13 protein-coding genes are annotated in these 14,864 nt (G+C 66.5%); 4 read left to right on the forward strand and 9 right to left on the reverse strand.

All coding sequences use genetic code 11. The features are described from left to right. Window positions 1–5 precede the first annotated feature (5 nt). From CQY20_RS06250 to CQY20_RS06260, 3 genes are all read right to left on the reverse strand, one after another. Window positions 6–1,610 carry an MFS transporter gene (locus CQY20_RS06250; protein ID WP_097939237.1) on the reverse strand — a complete coding sequence of 535 codons (1,605 nt, stop codon included), beginning with the start codon at window positions 1,608–1,610 and terminating at the stop codon, window positions 6–8. Window positions 1,611–1,720: 110 nt separating this feature from the next. Next, window positions 1,721–2,044, reverse strand: a complete 324-nt coding sequence (locus CQY20_RS06255; RefSeq protein ID WP_133119029.1) for a hypothetical protein — start codon at window positions 2,042–2,044, stop codon at window positions 1,721–1,723. Further along, on the reverse strand, window positions 2,025–2,342 hold the full coding sequence (locus CQY20_RS06260) for a hypothetical protein (RefSeq protein WP_097939102.1): 318 nt from the start codon (window positions 2,340–2,342) through the stop codon (window positions 2,025–2,027). Before CQY20_RS06260 ends, CQY20_RS06255 begins: the two co-directional genes overlap by 20 nt. A gap of 134 nt (window positions 2,343–2,476) precedes the next feature. Here CQY20_RS06260 and CQY20_RS35400 point away from each other — a divergent pair, with 134 nt between their 5' ends. Next, complete coding sequence (locus CQY20_RS35400; protein WP_165789241.1) at window positions 2,477–3,466, forward strand: hypothetical protein; 990 nt, start codon at window positions 2,477–2,479, stop codon at window positions 3,464–3,466. Window positions 3,467–3,659: 193 nt separating this feature from the next. Here the strand turns inward: CQY20_RS35400 and CQY20_RS06270 are convergent, their stop codons facing one another. The 5 genes from CQY20_RS06270 to CQY20_RS06290 form a co-directional block, all read right to left on the reverse strand. Next, window positions 3,660–4,346, reverse strand: a complete 687-nt coding sequence (locus CQY20_RS06270) for a sensor domain-containing protein (RefSeq protein WP_097939104.1) — start codon at window positions 4,344–4,346, stop codon at window positions 3,660–3,662. A 204-nt stretch (window positions 4,347–4,550) separates the two neighbouring features. Next, window positions 4,551–7,424, reverse strand: coding sequence for an MMPL/RND family transporter (locus CQY20_RS06275; protein ID WP_097939106.1), 2,874 nt, complete (start codon window positions 7,422–7,424; stop codon window positions 4,551–4,553). Beyond that, window positions 7,421–7,867 carry an MmpS family transport accessory protein gene (locus tag CQY20_RS06280; protein WP_174814683.1) on the reverse strand — a complete coding sequence of 149 codons (447 nt, stop codon included), beginning with the start codon at window positions 7,865–7,867 and terminating at the stop codon, window positions 7,421–7,423. The genes CQY20_RS06275 and CQY20_RS06280 overlap by 4 nt, the downstream gene beginning before the upstream one ends. Before the next feature lie 267 nt (window positions 7,868–8,134). Continuing rightward, on the reverse strand, window positions 8,135–9,643 hold the full coding sequence (locus tag CQY20_RS06285) for a serine hydrolase domain-containing protein (protein WP_097939108.1): 1,509 nt from the start codon (window positions 9,641–9,643) through the stop codon (window positions 8,135–8,137). Window positions 9,644–9,658: 15 nt separating this feature from the next. Then, on the reverse strand, window positions 9,659–10,672 hold the full coding sequence (locus CQY20_RS06290) for a TIGR03617 family F420-dependent LLM class oxidoreductase (RefSeq protein WP_097939110.1): 1,014 nt from the start codon (window positions 10,670–10,672) through the stop codon (window positions 9,659–9,661). Between the two features lie 94 nt (window positions 10,673–10,766). Here CQY20_RS06290 and CQY20_RS06295 point away from each other — a divergent pair, with 94 nt between their 5' ends. Beyond that, a complete protein-coding gene (locus CQY20_RS06295) occupies window positions 10,767–11,420 on the forward strand; it encodes a DUF1942 domain-containing protein (protein ID WP_097939112.1) in 654 nt (217 codons plus the stop codon). Window positions 11,421–11,498: 78 nt separating this feature from the next. Here the strand turns inward: CQY20_RS06295 and CQY20_RS06300 are convergent, their stop codons facing one another. Beyond that, window positions 11,499–11,951, reverse strand: a complete 453-nt coding sequence (locus CQY20_RS06300) for an MOSC domain-containing protein (RefSeq protein ID WP_097939114.1) — start codon at window positions 11,949–11,951, stop codon at window positions 11,499–11,501. Window positions 11,952–12,143: 192 nt separating this feature from the next. Here CQY20_RS06300 and CQY20_RS06305 point away from each other — a divergent pair, with 192 nt between their 5' ends. After that, window positions 12,144–13,400, forward strand: coding sequence for a L,D-transpeptidase (locus tag CQY20_RS06305; protein WP_097939243.1), 1,257 nt, complete (start codon window positions 12,144–12,146; stop codon window positions 13,398–13,400). Window positions 13,401–13,595: 195 nt separating this feature from the next. Continuing rightward, window positions 13,596–14,861 carry a flavin-containing monooxygenase gene (locus CQY20_RS06310; protein WP_097939116.1) on the forward strand — a complete coding sequence of 422 codons (1,266 nt, stop codon included), beginning with the start codon at window positions 13,596–13,598 and terminating at the stop codon, window positions 14,859–14,861. The last annotated feature ends 3 nt before the right edge of the window (window positions 14,862–14,864 follow it).

Here is a 14,864-nt window from a genome sequence, read left to right on the forward strand (position 1 = left end):
CGGCTTCAGCGCAGATCGCGCACCGCGATCAGATGGTGTGACACCGGCTCGTGGTCGACGAACTGCTCGACGGCCCGCTCGATCAAAAGGTCATTACCGGTCAGCCGCGTGTAGTGCTGGTGAAGATGCTCGCCCCACGATCGGACCATGAATGTCTCGACGAAGGTGTTCTCCTGCTCGACGCTGCGGTACAACCGCCACCGAGCCGCGCCCGTGCGTTGCCGCGACCGCCCCATCACGGCGATCGCCTTCAGGAACGCCTCCTCGTCCTTCGGGTCGATCTTGTAGGTGGTGATCACCAGCACCGGTCCGTCGACCGGTTCCGGCTCGAACACCAGGTTCGGCTCCGGCCAGTGCGTCGACGGCGTCAGGTCCAGCCGCCCAGTGCGCGCATGCAGCGGCCACCACAGGATCGACAGCGCGCAGAACGCCAGCATTCCCGCGCTGACCAGGAGGCTGTACACACTCGTCGTCGCGCCCGCCAGCACGCCCCACAACACCGAGCCCAGCGCCTGACCGCCCATGAAGATCAGCTGATACACCGACAGCCCGCGGGCTCGCACCCACCCTGGCAGGCTCAGCTGCATCGACGCATTGAGCGTCGACAGACACAACAGCCACGACGCACCGCCCACCAGCAGGCCGACCAGCACCACCCCGAAGATGGGCACCAGCGCCAGCACCGTCGTCGACGCCGCGAAGCCCAACGCGGCGACGATGAGCAACGGGTTCTCGCCGAAGCGTGACCGCAACCGCGACAACACAAGCGCGCCGCTCACCGCGCCGACTCCCAGCGCGCCGAGCATGAGTCCATAGCCCACCGATGACAGTCCCAGTTGCTGTTTCGCGATCACCGGCATCAGCCCCCACAGCGCGCTGCCCGGCGCGATGAACAACGCCGTGCGCAGCAGGATGCGCCGCACGATGGGGGAGCGGCGGATGTAGCGGCCACCGCTGCTCAGCGCCGCCAGCGCCCGCTCGGACGGGAAGTTGCTCTCGAGAGCGGGTTTGCGCCACATGAGAAGCACGATCACGATGCCGACGAACGACACCGCGTTCAGTGCGAACACCACCGTCGGCCCGGCCAGCGACACCAGCACTCCGGCGATCGCCGGACCGATCGCCCGCGCACCGTTCATGCTCATGCTGCCCAACGCGGCCGCGGCCGGGATCTGTTCGGCGGGAACGATATCCGGCTGGATCGCCTGCCACGCAGGCGCGGTCAACGCCTGCCCGCAGCCGATGAGGAACAGCAGCAGTAACAGCACCGTCGGCGTGGTCAGCCCGGCGCCCGTCAGCGTCGCGAGCAGCGCCACCGCCGCCGCCATCGCGCCCTGCGTCGCGATGAGCAGCCGGCGCCGATCGACCAGATCCGCGATGACCCCCGACGGCAACGCCAGCAGCATCACCGGCAGCGTGGTGGCCGTCTGCACCAGCGGCACCAGCACCGCGGCCCGCGGATCGCCCACGAGCATCCACTGCGCGCCGACCGTCTGCATCCAGGTGCCCAGATTGGAGACGAACTGCGCGATCCACAGCGCACGGAAGATCGGCGAGCGAAGCGGGGCCCACGTCGACGTCGTCTGCTTCGCCGTCTTCGCCGTCGTCATGGCCTCCACTTCCGATGTCGACCTACCCGGGTCAATCTATGTGCATGCCCGCGCGGGCGGAATGAGCATTCCCAGGTCTGGCCTCGCTGACACCAAGGACCGCCGCGCCGTCAGTACGAGAAGTTCTTGTGGATGATCCAGCCGGGGATGAAGAGCACCATGGTCAGCACCGGCGCGAGGCAGCCGATTGCCATTCCACGACCGATCTGGGCCGCGATGCCGCCGCGACGAGTCAGCGCCCATGCGACCAGAACGTCGACGCTGATCACGGGCAGCGCGATCAGCGGCAGGAAGAACCACGCGGTCAGCATCAGCACACAGGTGAGCAATTCCAGCACCAACACATTGACCGCCATCGCGACGAAAACCGCCGGGCCGTAACGCGGTTGCGACGCAACCGGTTCGCGGTGGATGTCAGTAGAGCCAGTAGACATAGGGTGCCGCTCCGATCAGGAAAATGACTGCAGATGTGGCGAGGCCGACGCCGACGCCGCGCAGTGCGGGGCGGCCCCGAGAAACCAGGAACGGCACTGACACCAGAACACAGACGACGGCTGCGACGACAGCCGCCGTGAGGACCTTGTGTCCCTCCGCGGCCGTGTCGTTGTCGCGGAGCCCCATCTTGCCGAGCACGAGCATCGCGGCGAGGAACACACCGCAGACCACCTGAAAGAGCAGCGGTGTCGACCATGTGGCCGGGGTTTTTCGGGGGTGCTCGCGCCACGACTTCATGTCTGCGCCTCGGTCATCGCTGAAATGCTTGGTTATCCACAGGCTGGGGCTGCGCCGGCCCGTCTCACTGTCGCACGGCCGACACTCGATTCAACGACGCGCGAGCCGGCCGCGTCATCGGAGATCTGGGGGACATGGGCAACAGGGCGAATTTCGTCGTCGTCGAGGATCAGGACTGGCAGCTGTATTACTCGCACTGGGGCGGCTGCCGCATGCTCGACGCGCTCATCGGCGGACCGGAGCTGGCGCTGCGCTACGCCGCCTCGTTGCGCCGCTGCAAGAAGACTGACTGGTGCGATCCGCTGTGGGCCGACGGCGGCGCCGTGGTGGATCTCGATCGTCAGCGGGTGCTGTTCTTCGGCGAGCCGCTGATGATGACGATGAACGAGCGCCGCGCGCTGATGGATGTGCTTCCTATCGTGTGGCCCGGCTACGAGATCTGTTGGGCGTACGACGGAACCGAGGAACTCGCGGGGTACGTCGGAGCCGACCTGCCGCCGGTCAAGTGGGGTCGACAGCCTGAGCTCAAGCTCGTCCGACGGCGAAACAATCTGTGCCACTTGATTTCTGTGGTTGAGGCCGACGATGCCCTGCGCTTCTGGCCGCTGAAGTGGCACCTCAGCCTGGCCTGGCACGGGCCGGCACTTCTGAACAAGCTGCCAGGCAAGGGGGTCGGCCGCATCAGGCTCGGCATGATCCCCGAAGGCGGTGCTCACATCGACATGCACCGAAAGACATTGGGCGCCTGGCAAACCGCCGACACGATGGGCGTATTCCGCGCACTGCCCGAGCTGTGGCCGGGATGGCAGATCGAGGTCTGGGAGGACGGGTTCGAGGAACACGTCAGCCGGTGTGGCGGTGCCCTCCGCGTGCCGGAGCTGGACGTGATCGCGGGCATCGACACCGCGGAGAGGTGGCTTACCAAGCGCATCTTCGAGAGCTTCGAGGACAGCCCGGCGGGCCGCATCGCCGAACTCGCCGGAATGCTCGCGCCCATCACCCCGGGATTCGTGGTCAGCGCGGACGCCCTCGCGGATCGCGGCGTGCGCCCAACGCAGGCCGAGTGGTCGCGCGTCCTCAGCGCGTGTGACCAGGTCCGATCGGCGCACGCGAAATCGGCCTAGCGGGTCTCGCGGCCCAGTTCCTCGCCGAAACGGAATCTAGGCAGCGGATGTGCGAGTGAGGCCCTGCGTGGATTCCGTCTCGCGAGGCGAGCGCGCTAGACCCCGTCGTCCCTTCGCCGAGACGGAATCTAGGCAGCGGATGTGCGAGTGAGGCCCTGCGTGGAGTCCGTCTCGCGGGGGAAACGAGCCGCCGTCACCACTTCGCTTCCACATTGGCCGCGAGCTGCCGCGCGATCTTCACGGCGGAGTCGGCCGGGTTGGCGCTGCAGGTGTTCACGTCGATGATGATGTTGTTCTGATGCGCCAGCGCGTGCCCGCAGGCCCAGCCGGGCGAATCGGCGTCGTGCTGCGTCGCAATTGTGCTCAGCACACGATCAACGTTGGAGATCTGTCCAACGGACCACTTTGTCCCGCTCTGCGTGTGGGTGTACTCGTGGCAGGCCGGCCAGCGCTCGGCGGCCGCGTCGAAGAAGGCGCCGGCCTTCTCCATGGTCGGATACATTACGACCGCCTGCTTCAAGTAGTGCGTGAAGTTGTCGCCGTTGTTCATGCTCTGATCGCGTTCGGCCCAGTAGCCGCTGTCGGCGTAGACCGGGGCCTCCGCCGCGCCGTCGATGGCCAGGCACTCCGGCGGCGCCATGGTGGCGCTGTTGTCGGACATCGTGCTCTGCTCTTGCGTGACCGCCATCCCCGTCGTGCCCATCAGGGCGTCGACCTGCTCGGGTTTGAGCAGCAACCCCGGCAGCTCCCGCTCGACAAGCGGGCGCGGAATCAGCTTCGGCGCGGTCGTCGACGGCTCGGCGTGGCTTACCCTGCTTGCGCACCCGACGAGCGAGGCGCAGATGACCGCAACCGCCAATGCGGTAGCTGGCTGGCGCATGCGTTCCTCCCCATGCCAGTCGTGCCCAATCTGGTCAGCCCTTGTGCGACCCCCAATCGCAGCTCATGAGGAAATGTTGCAGCAATTCCGCCGTCGTATCAGCGAAATGAGGTGCGTTTCCCGATAACGATGAACCGCCCTTTTTGGTAACGCCTTGACCAGCGCAGACCCGCTCAGACCTGCTGAAACCAGTCGCTTAGCGGTTCAGAACAGGGCGAGCTGGCGGGTGTTCTCGTCACCGAACTTCTGCGGCACGGGCCGCTGGCGCACCCGTACCGGCCACCAGAACCACCGCCCCAGCAACGCGGCGAGCGACGGCGTCATGAAGGCGCGCACGACCAGCGTGTCGAACAGCAACCCCAGCGCGATCGTGGTGCCGATCTGGCCGAGCGCGATCAGGTCGCTGAAGACGAACGACGCCATCGTGAACGCGAACACCAGCCCCGCAGCGGTCACCACCGATCCGCTGCCCGCGATCGCCCGGATGATGCCGGTGTTGATGCCGGCGTGGATCTCCTCCTTGAACCGGGAGACCAGCAGCAGGTTGTAGTCGGACCCCACGGCCAGCAGCAGGATCAGCGCCAACGGCAGGATCACCCAGTACAAGTCGATGCCGAGCAGGTGCTGCCACACCAACACCGACAGCCCGAACGACACCCCCAGCGACAGCGCGACCGTGCCCACGATCACCAGCGCCGCGACCAGGCTGCGGGTGATGAACATCATGATCAGCAGGATCAGGCTCAGCGCCGAGATCGCGGCGATGAGCAGGTCGTAACGCGCCATGTCGGCGATGTCCTTGTACGTCGCCGCCGTGCCGCCGATGTAGATGTTCGACCCCGCCAGCGGTGTGCCCTTGACCGCCTCCTTCGCGGCGTGCCTGATCTGCTCGACGTGTGAAATGCCTTCCGGCGTAGCCGGATCCACATCGTGGGTGATGATCATGCGGGCCGCCTTGCCGTCCGGTGACAAGAACAGTTTCAGCCCGCGGATGAACTCCGGGTTGGTGAACGCCTCCGGCGGCAGATAGAACGAGTCGTCGGTCTTCGACGCGTCATACGCCTGCCCCAGCGCGGTGGAGTTCTCCAGCGCCTTCGACGACTGATCATTGATGCCCTGCGTGGTGGCGTAGTTCGTCATCGTCAGATCGCGGTTGGTCTCCTGCGAGGCGATCTGCGGCGGAATCAACGCCACCAACTTCGGCTGCAGGTCGTCGAGCTTGGCGATGCTGCCCGAGACGCTGGCCAGTTGGTCGGTCAGCTCGTTGATGCCGTCAAGCGCATCGAACAACGACCGTAGCGCCGCGCACATCGGGATGTCGTAACAGTGTGGCTCCCAATAGAAATAGTTGCGCAGTGGCCGGAAGAAGTCGTCGAAGTTGGCGATCTTGTCGCGCAGATCCTGCGCCACTTCCACCGTCCGCTTGAACGCCTCGCTCTGCTCGTGCGTGACATCGGCGGACTGCTGCTGCAGCGCATACTGCTGCTTGAGAATGTTGATCGTCTTGTTGATCTCACCGACCTGCTTGAGCATGTCGGCGGCGCGGTCCTGCTGATAGGGCAGGTTGTTGATCTGGCTGGCACTGTTCGCGCTGATCTGGAACGGAATCGAGGTGTGGTCCAACGGCGTTCCCAACGGCCGCGTGATGGACTGCACCTGTGCGATGCCGGGCGTGTGGAACACCGCCTTGGCGACCCGCTCCAGCAGGATCATGTCGGTGGGATTGCGTAGATCGTGGTCGGCCTCGATCATCAGCAGTTCCGGATTCAGCCGCGCCTTCGAGAAATGCCGTTCCGCGGCGGCGTATCCCACGTTCGACGGGGCATCGGCGGGCATGTACGGGCTGATGTCGTAGCTCGTCTTGTAACCGGCCAGCGCCGCCAACCCGACGAAGGCCAGCGCCAGCGTCGCGACCAGGATCGGCCCCGGCCACCGCACGATCGCGGTGCCGATTCGCCGCCAACCCCGCTTGGCTGTCCGGCGTTTGGGCTCCAGCAGCCCGAACCGGCTGCCGATGATGATCACCGCCGGCGTCAGGGTCAACGACGCGAACAGCGTGACCAGCACGCCGATCGCCGCCGGAATGCCCAGCGTCTGGAAGTAGGGCAGCCGGGTGAACCTCAGGCAGAACACCGCGCCCGCGATCGTCAGGCCCGAACCGAGGATGACGTGCGCCGTCCCTCGGAACATGTCGTGATAGGCCGCCAGTCGGTCGAAGCCGTCGTTGCGCCGCTCGTGATAGCGGCCGAGAAGGAAGATGACGTAGTCGGTGCCCGCCGCGATCACCAACAGCGTGAGCAAGTTCGTCGCATACGTCGACAGCCCGATGAGTCCGGCGTGTGAAAGAAACGCGACGATGCCACGCGCCGCGGCCATCTCGACCAGGACCGTGATCAGCGCCAGAAGCATCGTGACCGGCGAGCGGTACACGATGAGCAGCATCACCGCGATCACCACGACGGTCAGCACGGTGACCAGCAGCGTGCCCTCGTTGCCGACCTCGAACTGGTCAGCGATCTGGGCCGCCGAACCGGCCACATAGGCATGGACGCCCGGCGGCGCCGGGGTGTCGTCGATGATCTGGCGCAGCGCGTCGACCGACTCCAGCGACAACGCCTCACCCTGGTTGCCCCGGAGAAACACCTGGACGTAGGCGGCCTTGCCGTCAGGGCTCTGCGAGCCTGCGGCGGTGAGCGGATCGCCCCAGAAGTCCTGCACGTGCTCGACGTGTGCGGTGTCCGCGGTGAATTTCTTGACGAGTTCGTCGTAGTAGGCGTGCGCCTCGTCGGCCAGCGGCTGCTCACCTTCGAGCACCACCATCGCCGCACTGTCGGAGTCGAACTCCTGAAATACTTCGCCGATGCGTTGAAACGCCTGCAGCGACGGGGAATCCGGCGAGCTCAACGCGACATTCTGTTCTTCGCCGACGGTCTCGAGCTGCGGCACAAACACGTTGGTCAATGCGGCGACGGCGACCCAGAACAGCACGATGGGCAAGCAGAGCCGCCGGACCCATGTGGCGAATCGGTCGGTTTTTGTCGCCGAGTGTTCGGTCGGCTCGATTACGTGGTGGCTCATCCGGACTTGTCCAGGCAGTAGGTGAAGGCGTTCAACGTGTTGACCGTTCTTTCGTCCTTGACGACGTCGTCGATCGTGATCCGGCAGGACAGCGAGTCACTGTTTCCCTGCGCGGAGACGTTGACGAAGACGGCGGGCTGGGTGGTGGTCGTGTCGTACTTCCACGGCAGCGTCGCGTCGTCCACCCGTTGCGGCTGGGCGTCCACGTCGGTGTAGGTGATGGTCGCGATCGTTCCCGGCGGGCCGAACACCTCCATGACGACGTGCTTCGGGTTGAACGGCACGATCTCGTCGGCCGCACCGCTCGGCGTCGACACCACGTCCTGCGATCCGAAAATTCCATTCAAGCGATACACAGCGAACCCTGCGACCGCGACCACGAACACTGCCACCAGCAGCATCCACCGCCGCGCCAATCGGCGACCGATGGAAAACCGCTGCATCCCTATCCCTTTCGACAAGCGGCGACCGGTGGCGGACGCTAAGGTGCGACGTTATTTCAACGACTGGTCAATATCAACTAGGTTGACGTTACGGTACGAGGCGGGACCGCACAACCCGAGACTGCGGTTTTTCGCGGCTAGCCGGCGGTTGCAACACAACGAACCGGGTTGGCATTTCCGTCAATAAATTCTTCTCCCCGCGAGACGGAGTCCTCGCAGGAGAAGTGCGAGTAGGCGCCTGTGTAGGTTCCGTCTCGCGAGTGCGGGTCAAAGCCCTAGTGCGCGGGCTGTTTCGGTGGCCACCTCGCCGCGCAGGTGCGACATCGGTGGGCTGCCCCTGGTGTGGATCGAATTCGTCAGCAACACCACGTAGGTGTCGGACGCGGGGTCGATCCACAGCGATGTGCCCGTGAAACCGGTGTGGCCGAAGCTGCCGATCGGAAACACGACACCGCGCGGCGTCGACTGGCCGGTGTCGATGTCCCAGCCGAAGCCCCGCAGATTCTGGCCGGGGATCGCCGGATATCGCGGTGCCAGCAACGGATCCCGTCGGTTCGGTCGAGTTGCGACGGCGGCTCGTGTCGCATCGTTGGCCGCCCGGACCTGACGATCGTTGTGCCCGGGCTGCTGCGGCGTCGTCATTAACTCCAAAGTCGCACGCGCCAAGGGGAATTCGCTCGGACGGCCAGCCAGGCGGTCCAGCAGCGCCTGCGCGAAGACGCCGACATCATGGGCCGTCGAGAACACCCCGGCATGCCCGGCCACCCCACCCATGCGGCGGGCCGTCGTGTCGTGCACCGTGCCGCGCAGCAAGTGGTCGAGGTCGGGATTCATCTCGGGCTCGGTCCGGCCTTCCTCGTCGCGCGCGGTCGGCGCTATCCGTGGCAGCAGGCTGGTCGGCCACGTCCCCGGCGGGCATGCGACGGGCGGGCCCGGCTTCCACGCGAGCGCCGCGCCCCGCATCGTGTGCGGACCGCACGCCTTGGCGGGCGGAAGAAAGCGGGTCTCCGTCATGCCAAGCGGGGCAAAGACATTGCGTTGCACATAGTCGTCCAGCGTCATACCCGTGAGTTGTTCGACCATCGCTCCGAGCAAGATGAAGTTGATGTCCGAGTACCGGAACACCTCGCCGGGGCCGGACACCAGCGGCGTCGTCAGCGCCCGATGAACGCCTTCGGCCTTGTCGGACTCCTGCAAACCCCACGGATCTTTGAGTTCGACGTCGCCGGGCTCGCCGGACGTGTGCGTCAGCAGCATGCGCACCGTCACCTTGGCGCGCTGCGGGTCGTTGTCCGAGTTGAAGCTCGGCAGGTACTTCTGCACGGGATCGTCGAACGCCACCTTGCCCTGCTCATAGGACTGCATGACGGCGACCGCCGTGCCGAGGACCTTCGTCAGCGACGCCAGATCGAAGATCGTGTCCTCCGTCATCGGCTCCGCGGGCGCGGGCGACCCGTCCAGGCCGGGCTCGCCGGCAAGTTTGCGTACCCCGTAGGCCTGCTGGAAGATCACCTGGCCGTCGTGGCCGACCGACAGCACGGCACCCGGAAGGTGCTGTGCCGCAATCGCGTCGGTCACCAGCTTCGACACCGCCGCGAATCCGGGCGGCGCGGCCGGCCGCGGCGGAGGCGTCGGCGTGACACTCTGCACTGGCGGCGGTGGCGGCGGTGGAGGAGCGCTGGCCGTCGGGTGCGGCTCTGGCACCTTCGCGCATGCCGCAAATACCAGCACGACAGCGGCCGCCAAAACCCTTCGCAGGAAACGTTTCTCGGACATCAGGGCTTCAGGACATCAGGCTGTCAGCTGGCGCGCGATCTCGCCGTACCGCTCGAAGTGCTCCGGATCGCCCACCGCGTTGTACAACACGATGCGCGTCGCGATGTCGCCGTATCGCGCAATCAGCGCGTCGGCCAACCCATCCCACGTGGACTCCACCGCGAAGGCCGCGACATGCTCGTCGGAGATCTGCGCCACCATGCCCGCGAAATCGCCTGCCTTCTGCTTCTCCCGCAGCCGGGCCGTCGTGCCCTCGAACCCGGCCTCGTCCCAAATGAACGCGTAGTTCGGTGTGCTGCCGTAGAAGCTCAGGCTGGCCCGCACGTTCTCCCGCTGGGCATCCCGTTCCTGGTCGCTGTCGCCGACGATCGTCATCACCGGCACGATGACCGCGACGTCGTTCGGCGAGCGGCCCGCTTTCTGCGCGCCCTCGGCGATGTTCGGCACGACGTGGCGCGCCAGATATCCCGGCTCGCCGAGCGGATGCACATGTACGCCGTCGGCGACCTCGCCGGCCATGCGCAGCATCCACGGGTTGACCGCCGCCACGTCGATCGCGGGGTCGGGCGCATCGATCGGTCCGGCGCTCCACTGCGGGGTGATGAAGTCGAGCTCGTAGAACTCGCCATGGTGATCCAGCCGACCGTGCCGGAACGCCGCGAAGCAGGCCTTGACCGCGCGCACGTAGTCGCGCAGCCGGGGACCCGGCCGCTCGAACGTGGTGCCGTAGCGGCGCACCACATGCGTGCGTACCTGGGTGCCCAGGCCCAACCGGAACTTGCCGCCGGTGGCCTCCTGCAGCTCCCATGCCGTCGCCGCCGTCACGAACGGGCTGCGCGGAAATGCCACCGCAACCCCGGTCAACAGCTCCAGCCCGGGCGCCGCCTGCGATGCAACTGCGGCGTTCATGTACGGGGTGCGGCCGGTCTCGGTGAACAGCAAACCGGAGAACCCGGCTGCCTGCGTCCGGCGGGCCAGAGCACCGATTTCGGCCAGGCGTTGCGGGACCGTCATCACGTCGACGTGCACGCCCGAACAGTACGCCGCAAGCGGTTCCCGACGCTGATCATGACTAGTACTCTTCCGGTGTCCACACCAGGTCAACCCAAAGGGGCGAGTCAAGGTGGAAATCAAAAAGCTAGCCGCTGCGGCCTCGGTCGCAGCCGTCATGTTCAGCTTCGGCGCCGTCGGCCAGGCATCTGCGGCCGACGCGCAAGTGTTCGGCCTGCAGCAGACGGTCAACGACCCCAACGGCGGACAGATCGGCTACACGGTCACGCGGTTCTTCCCGAGCGGCGACGCCATCCCGCACCCGGTCACCGGCCAGCTGTACGAAGCCACGGTGCGCGCCGACGCGGTCAACGGCATCGTCACCCCGGCGGTGGGGGCGTTCAGCGCGCAGACCGCGAGCGGCCAGAACTACCCCGCCCTCGTCGGCTTCTGGGTCCCGCAGGGCCTCAGCGAAATGGCCCTGCTGCCGGGCGGCCACACGACCGGCAAGGTGTACTTCGACGCCGTCGGCGAACCCCCGACGACCGTCGTCTTCAACGGCCCCGGCGAGTCGTTCAGCTGGACCGAACCGTCGACCGAAGAGCCCGCTTCCGAGGAAGAGGAAGCCACCGAAGAGGAAGCTCCGGCAGAGGAAGCCCCCGCGGAGGAAGCCCCCGCGGAGGAGGCTCCCGCCGAGGAGGCCCCGGCTGAGGACGAGGGCGCCGGCGACGAGGCGGACTCCAGCGGCAACGCCGACGTGGCGGTCGAAGAGGAAGAAGAGGGGTAACCGACGTAGCCGGAGGAGCCGGAGGCCGTCGTCCGTGCCGAACTGGCGCCCGGCGGCGGGTCCAAAGGCGGCTAGCGGCTAGCCCGCGAGCCGCGTCTCCCGAGGCTCGATCTCGACGACGTCGCCGACGCTGATCGTTCCCGACGACAGCAGTCGGCACGTCGACCCGCCGCGCCCGTGCATGGCTGCCATGGCGCCGGGGCCGATCCAGTCGTCGAGCAGTCGGCACGGCGCCGCCAGCCGCACCACCTCGAGCTCGACGTCGCCGATCCACAGCCGGGTGCCGGGCTTGGTCGGGATCTCGCCCTCGTCGACGGTGATGTTGCGCCGCGTCGACCCGGCATCGAAGGCGTAGCCGAGTTCGGCGGCGGCCTCATCGAGCTGCTGCTGCGACTGAATGGTGACGTGTCGATGCCGCGTGCCGTGGTAGCGGTCGCCGACGAGTCCCGCGCCGGCCTCCGCGACGACGGACGGCACCTCGCGCGTCGGCAGCTTGCGTGCTTTGGCGACATGGATGGCGGCGACTTTCACGAGCAAAGTCTACGGACGGTCGGCCCGCGCCGCTGTCGGGGTGTCCGGGATAACACCGCGCAACGAGTGAATTACGAATAAAGACAACGGGCATCGGGGGCGACAACGATTTGCCCGTCCTGCTTATGATTAGTCCCGATCGGGTAACGATCGAATAATCCCGGCACACGCCGACCCCACTTTGGAGTGCAGTTGTTCTGGTCTCGTCGCGTCCGCGTCGCCGCCCTCGTCGTGGCGGTGGCGGCCTCGGTGCTGCTCGCCGGAGACGTCGCGGCGATCAACACCGGATGCCCCGCGCCGTGCCAAGTCGCGACGGCCGCGCACACCCTGCCTTCGCCGCCGGCGCCCAAACCCGCGACGCTGAAGATCTCGCCGCGCCCGGGCAGTGAGGACGTCAACCCGGCCAGCGGCATATCCGTCGCGGCGTTCTCCGGGACCCTGGAGAAGGTGACGATGGTCAACGACGCCGGCAAGGAGATCCCCGGCGTCTTGAGCCGCAACAAGAAGGGGTGGCGCCCAGCGGCACAGCTCGGCTACGGCCGCACCTACACGATGACCATCCACGCGCGCGGGCCCCGCGGCATGCCGACGCGCCAGACGTCGAGCTTCACCACGGTGTCGCCGGACTACCAGGCGTCGGTCTACCTCAACACCATCGGCGGCGCCCCGATCCAGGACGGCGGCACGTACGGCATCGGCACCGTCGTCGTCGCGCGCTTCGACTCGAAGATCACCGACCGCGTCACCGCCGAGAAGCGGCTACGCGTCACCACCGACCCGCCTGTCGTCGGCGCGTGGAACTGGGTCGATGACCAGACCGCGCACTGGCGGCCGGAGAAGTACTACGCGCCGGGCACCAAGGTCACCGTGTCGGCCGACATCTACGGCGCCCGCCTCGGCGACGGCCTGTACGGCGAAGAGGACAAGCGCGTGTCGTTCAAGATCGGCAACGCGCACGTCGCGATCGCCGACGACACCACCAAGCACGTCGACGTCTACGACAACGGCAAGCTGGTGCGCTCGATGCCGACGTCGATGGGCAAGGGCGGCACCCAGACCATCGGCGGCACCACGCTGCACTTCTGGACGCCGCCGGGCGTCTACACCGTGCTCGACAAGGCCAACCCGGTCGTCATGGACTCCACCACCTACGGGCTCACCGGCGCTGGCGGCTATCGCACCACCGTTCCGTACGCGACGCGCATCAGCATCGACGGCATCTACCTGCATCAGCTAGACGCCACGATCTGGGCGCAGGGCAACACCAACGTGTCCCACGGCTGTTTGAACCTCAGCGGCGAAAACGCGAAGTGGTTCTTCGACTTCGCCGTGCCGGGCGACATCGTCGAGGTGCGCAACACCGGCGGCCCGCCGCTGACACTTTCTCAGGGCGGCGACTGGAGCGTGCCGTGGGACGAGTGGCGTAAAGGCAGCGCGCTGAACAACTGACGTTCCGGCACAACTGACGTTCCGCCTCGAACGTGCAGGATTTGCGAAAATCCGCGCGGATTTCCGCAGAGGTTTCACGCTGGGCGCTCGGATCAGTTTTCGTGATGAACTACATCGAATATATGCGCTGTACAGATGCGGTTTGCGGCTGAATCATGGAAGCGAGGTAATTGATCGAGCGCAGTGGAGGGTCGGATGCCGAACCAAGAGACCGAGGTTCTCGTCGTCGGCGCGGGTCAAGCCGGGATCGCGATGAGCGAGCATCTCTCCCTGCACGGCGTTTCGCATCTCGTGGTGGAGCGCGACCGCATCGCCGAGCGCTGGCGGAGTTGGCGCTGGGATTCGTTGGTGGCCAACGGCCCTGCGTGGCATGACCGTTTCCCCGGCCAGGAGTTCAACATCGAGCCCGACGGATTCGCCACCAAGGACCAGGTGGCCGACTACCTCGTCTCCTACGCCGAGAAGATCGACGCGCCGATCCGCACCGGTGTCGAGGTGTTCTCGGTGCGACGACACAACGGCCGTGCGGGATTTCGCGCCGAGACGTCCGACGGTGTGATCGACGCCCGCTATGTCGTGGCCGCGACGGGCGCGTTTCAGAAGCCGATCATTCCGCCGGTGGTGCCGCAGAGTGCAGGCATCCACCAATTGCACTCCAGCGCCTACCGCAACCCGCAGCAGTTGCCCGACGGCGCGGTGCTGGTCATCGGCGCGGGTTCGTCGGGTGTGCAGATCGCCGACGAACTGCAGCAGTCGGGGCGGCAGGTGTATCTGGCGGTCGGGCCGCATGACCGGCCGCCGCGGCGCTACCGCGGTCGCGACTTCTGTTGGTGGCTGGGCGTTCTCGGCAAGTGGGACGCGTCGGCACCGCCGCGCGGCGCCGAGCACGTGACCATCGCCGTCAGCGGCGCGCACGGCGGACACACCGTCGACTTCCGATCCCTTGCGGCCGACGGGATCACGCTGCTTGGTCTGGCGGGTGGCTACGACGACGGCGTCATGCACTTCGCAGATGACCTGCGCGACAACGTCGCCAAGGGCGATGCGAACTATCTGTCCATGCTCGACGAAGCCGACGCCTACGTCGCCCGCAACGGGTTGGATCTGCCCGAGGAACCCGAAGCCCGCATCCTCGGGCCCGACCCGGACTGCATCACCAACCCGATCCTCGAACTGGATCTGCGTGCCGCCGGTGTCACCTCGATCATCTGGGCGATCGGGTTCTCGTTCGACTTCGGCTGGTTGCAGGTCGACGCCGTCGACGAGACCGGCAGGCCGAAACATCAGCGCGGCGTGTCGTCCGAGCCCGGCGTGTATTTCCTTGGGTTGCCGTGGCAGTCGCGCCGCGGCTCAAGTTTCATCTGGGGGGTCTGGCATGACGCCAAGTATCTGGCTGACCAGATCGCCATCCAACGCAGTTACCTGTCCTACCAACCCGCGAGCCAGCCGATCACGAAGTAGAGC

The organism is Mycolicibacterium agri (assembly GCF_002553505.1).
GTDB lineage: Bacteria > Actinomycetota > Actinomycetes > Mycobacteriales > Mycobacteriaceae > Mycobacterium > Mycobacterium agri.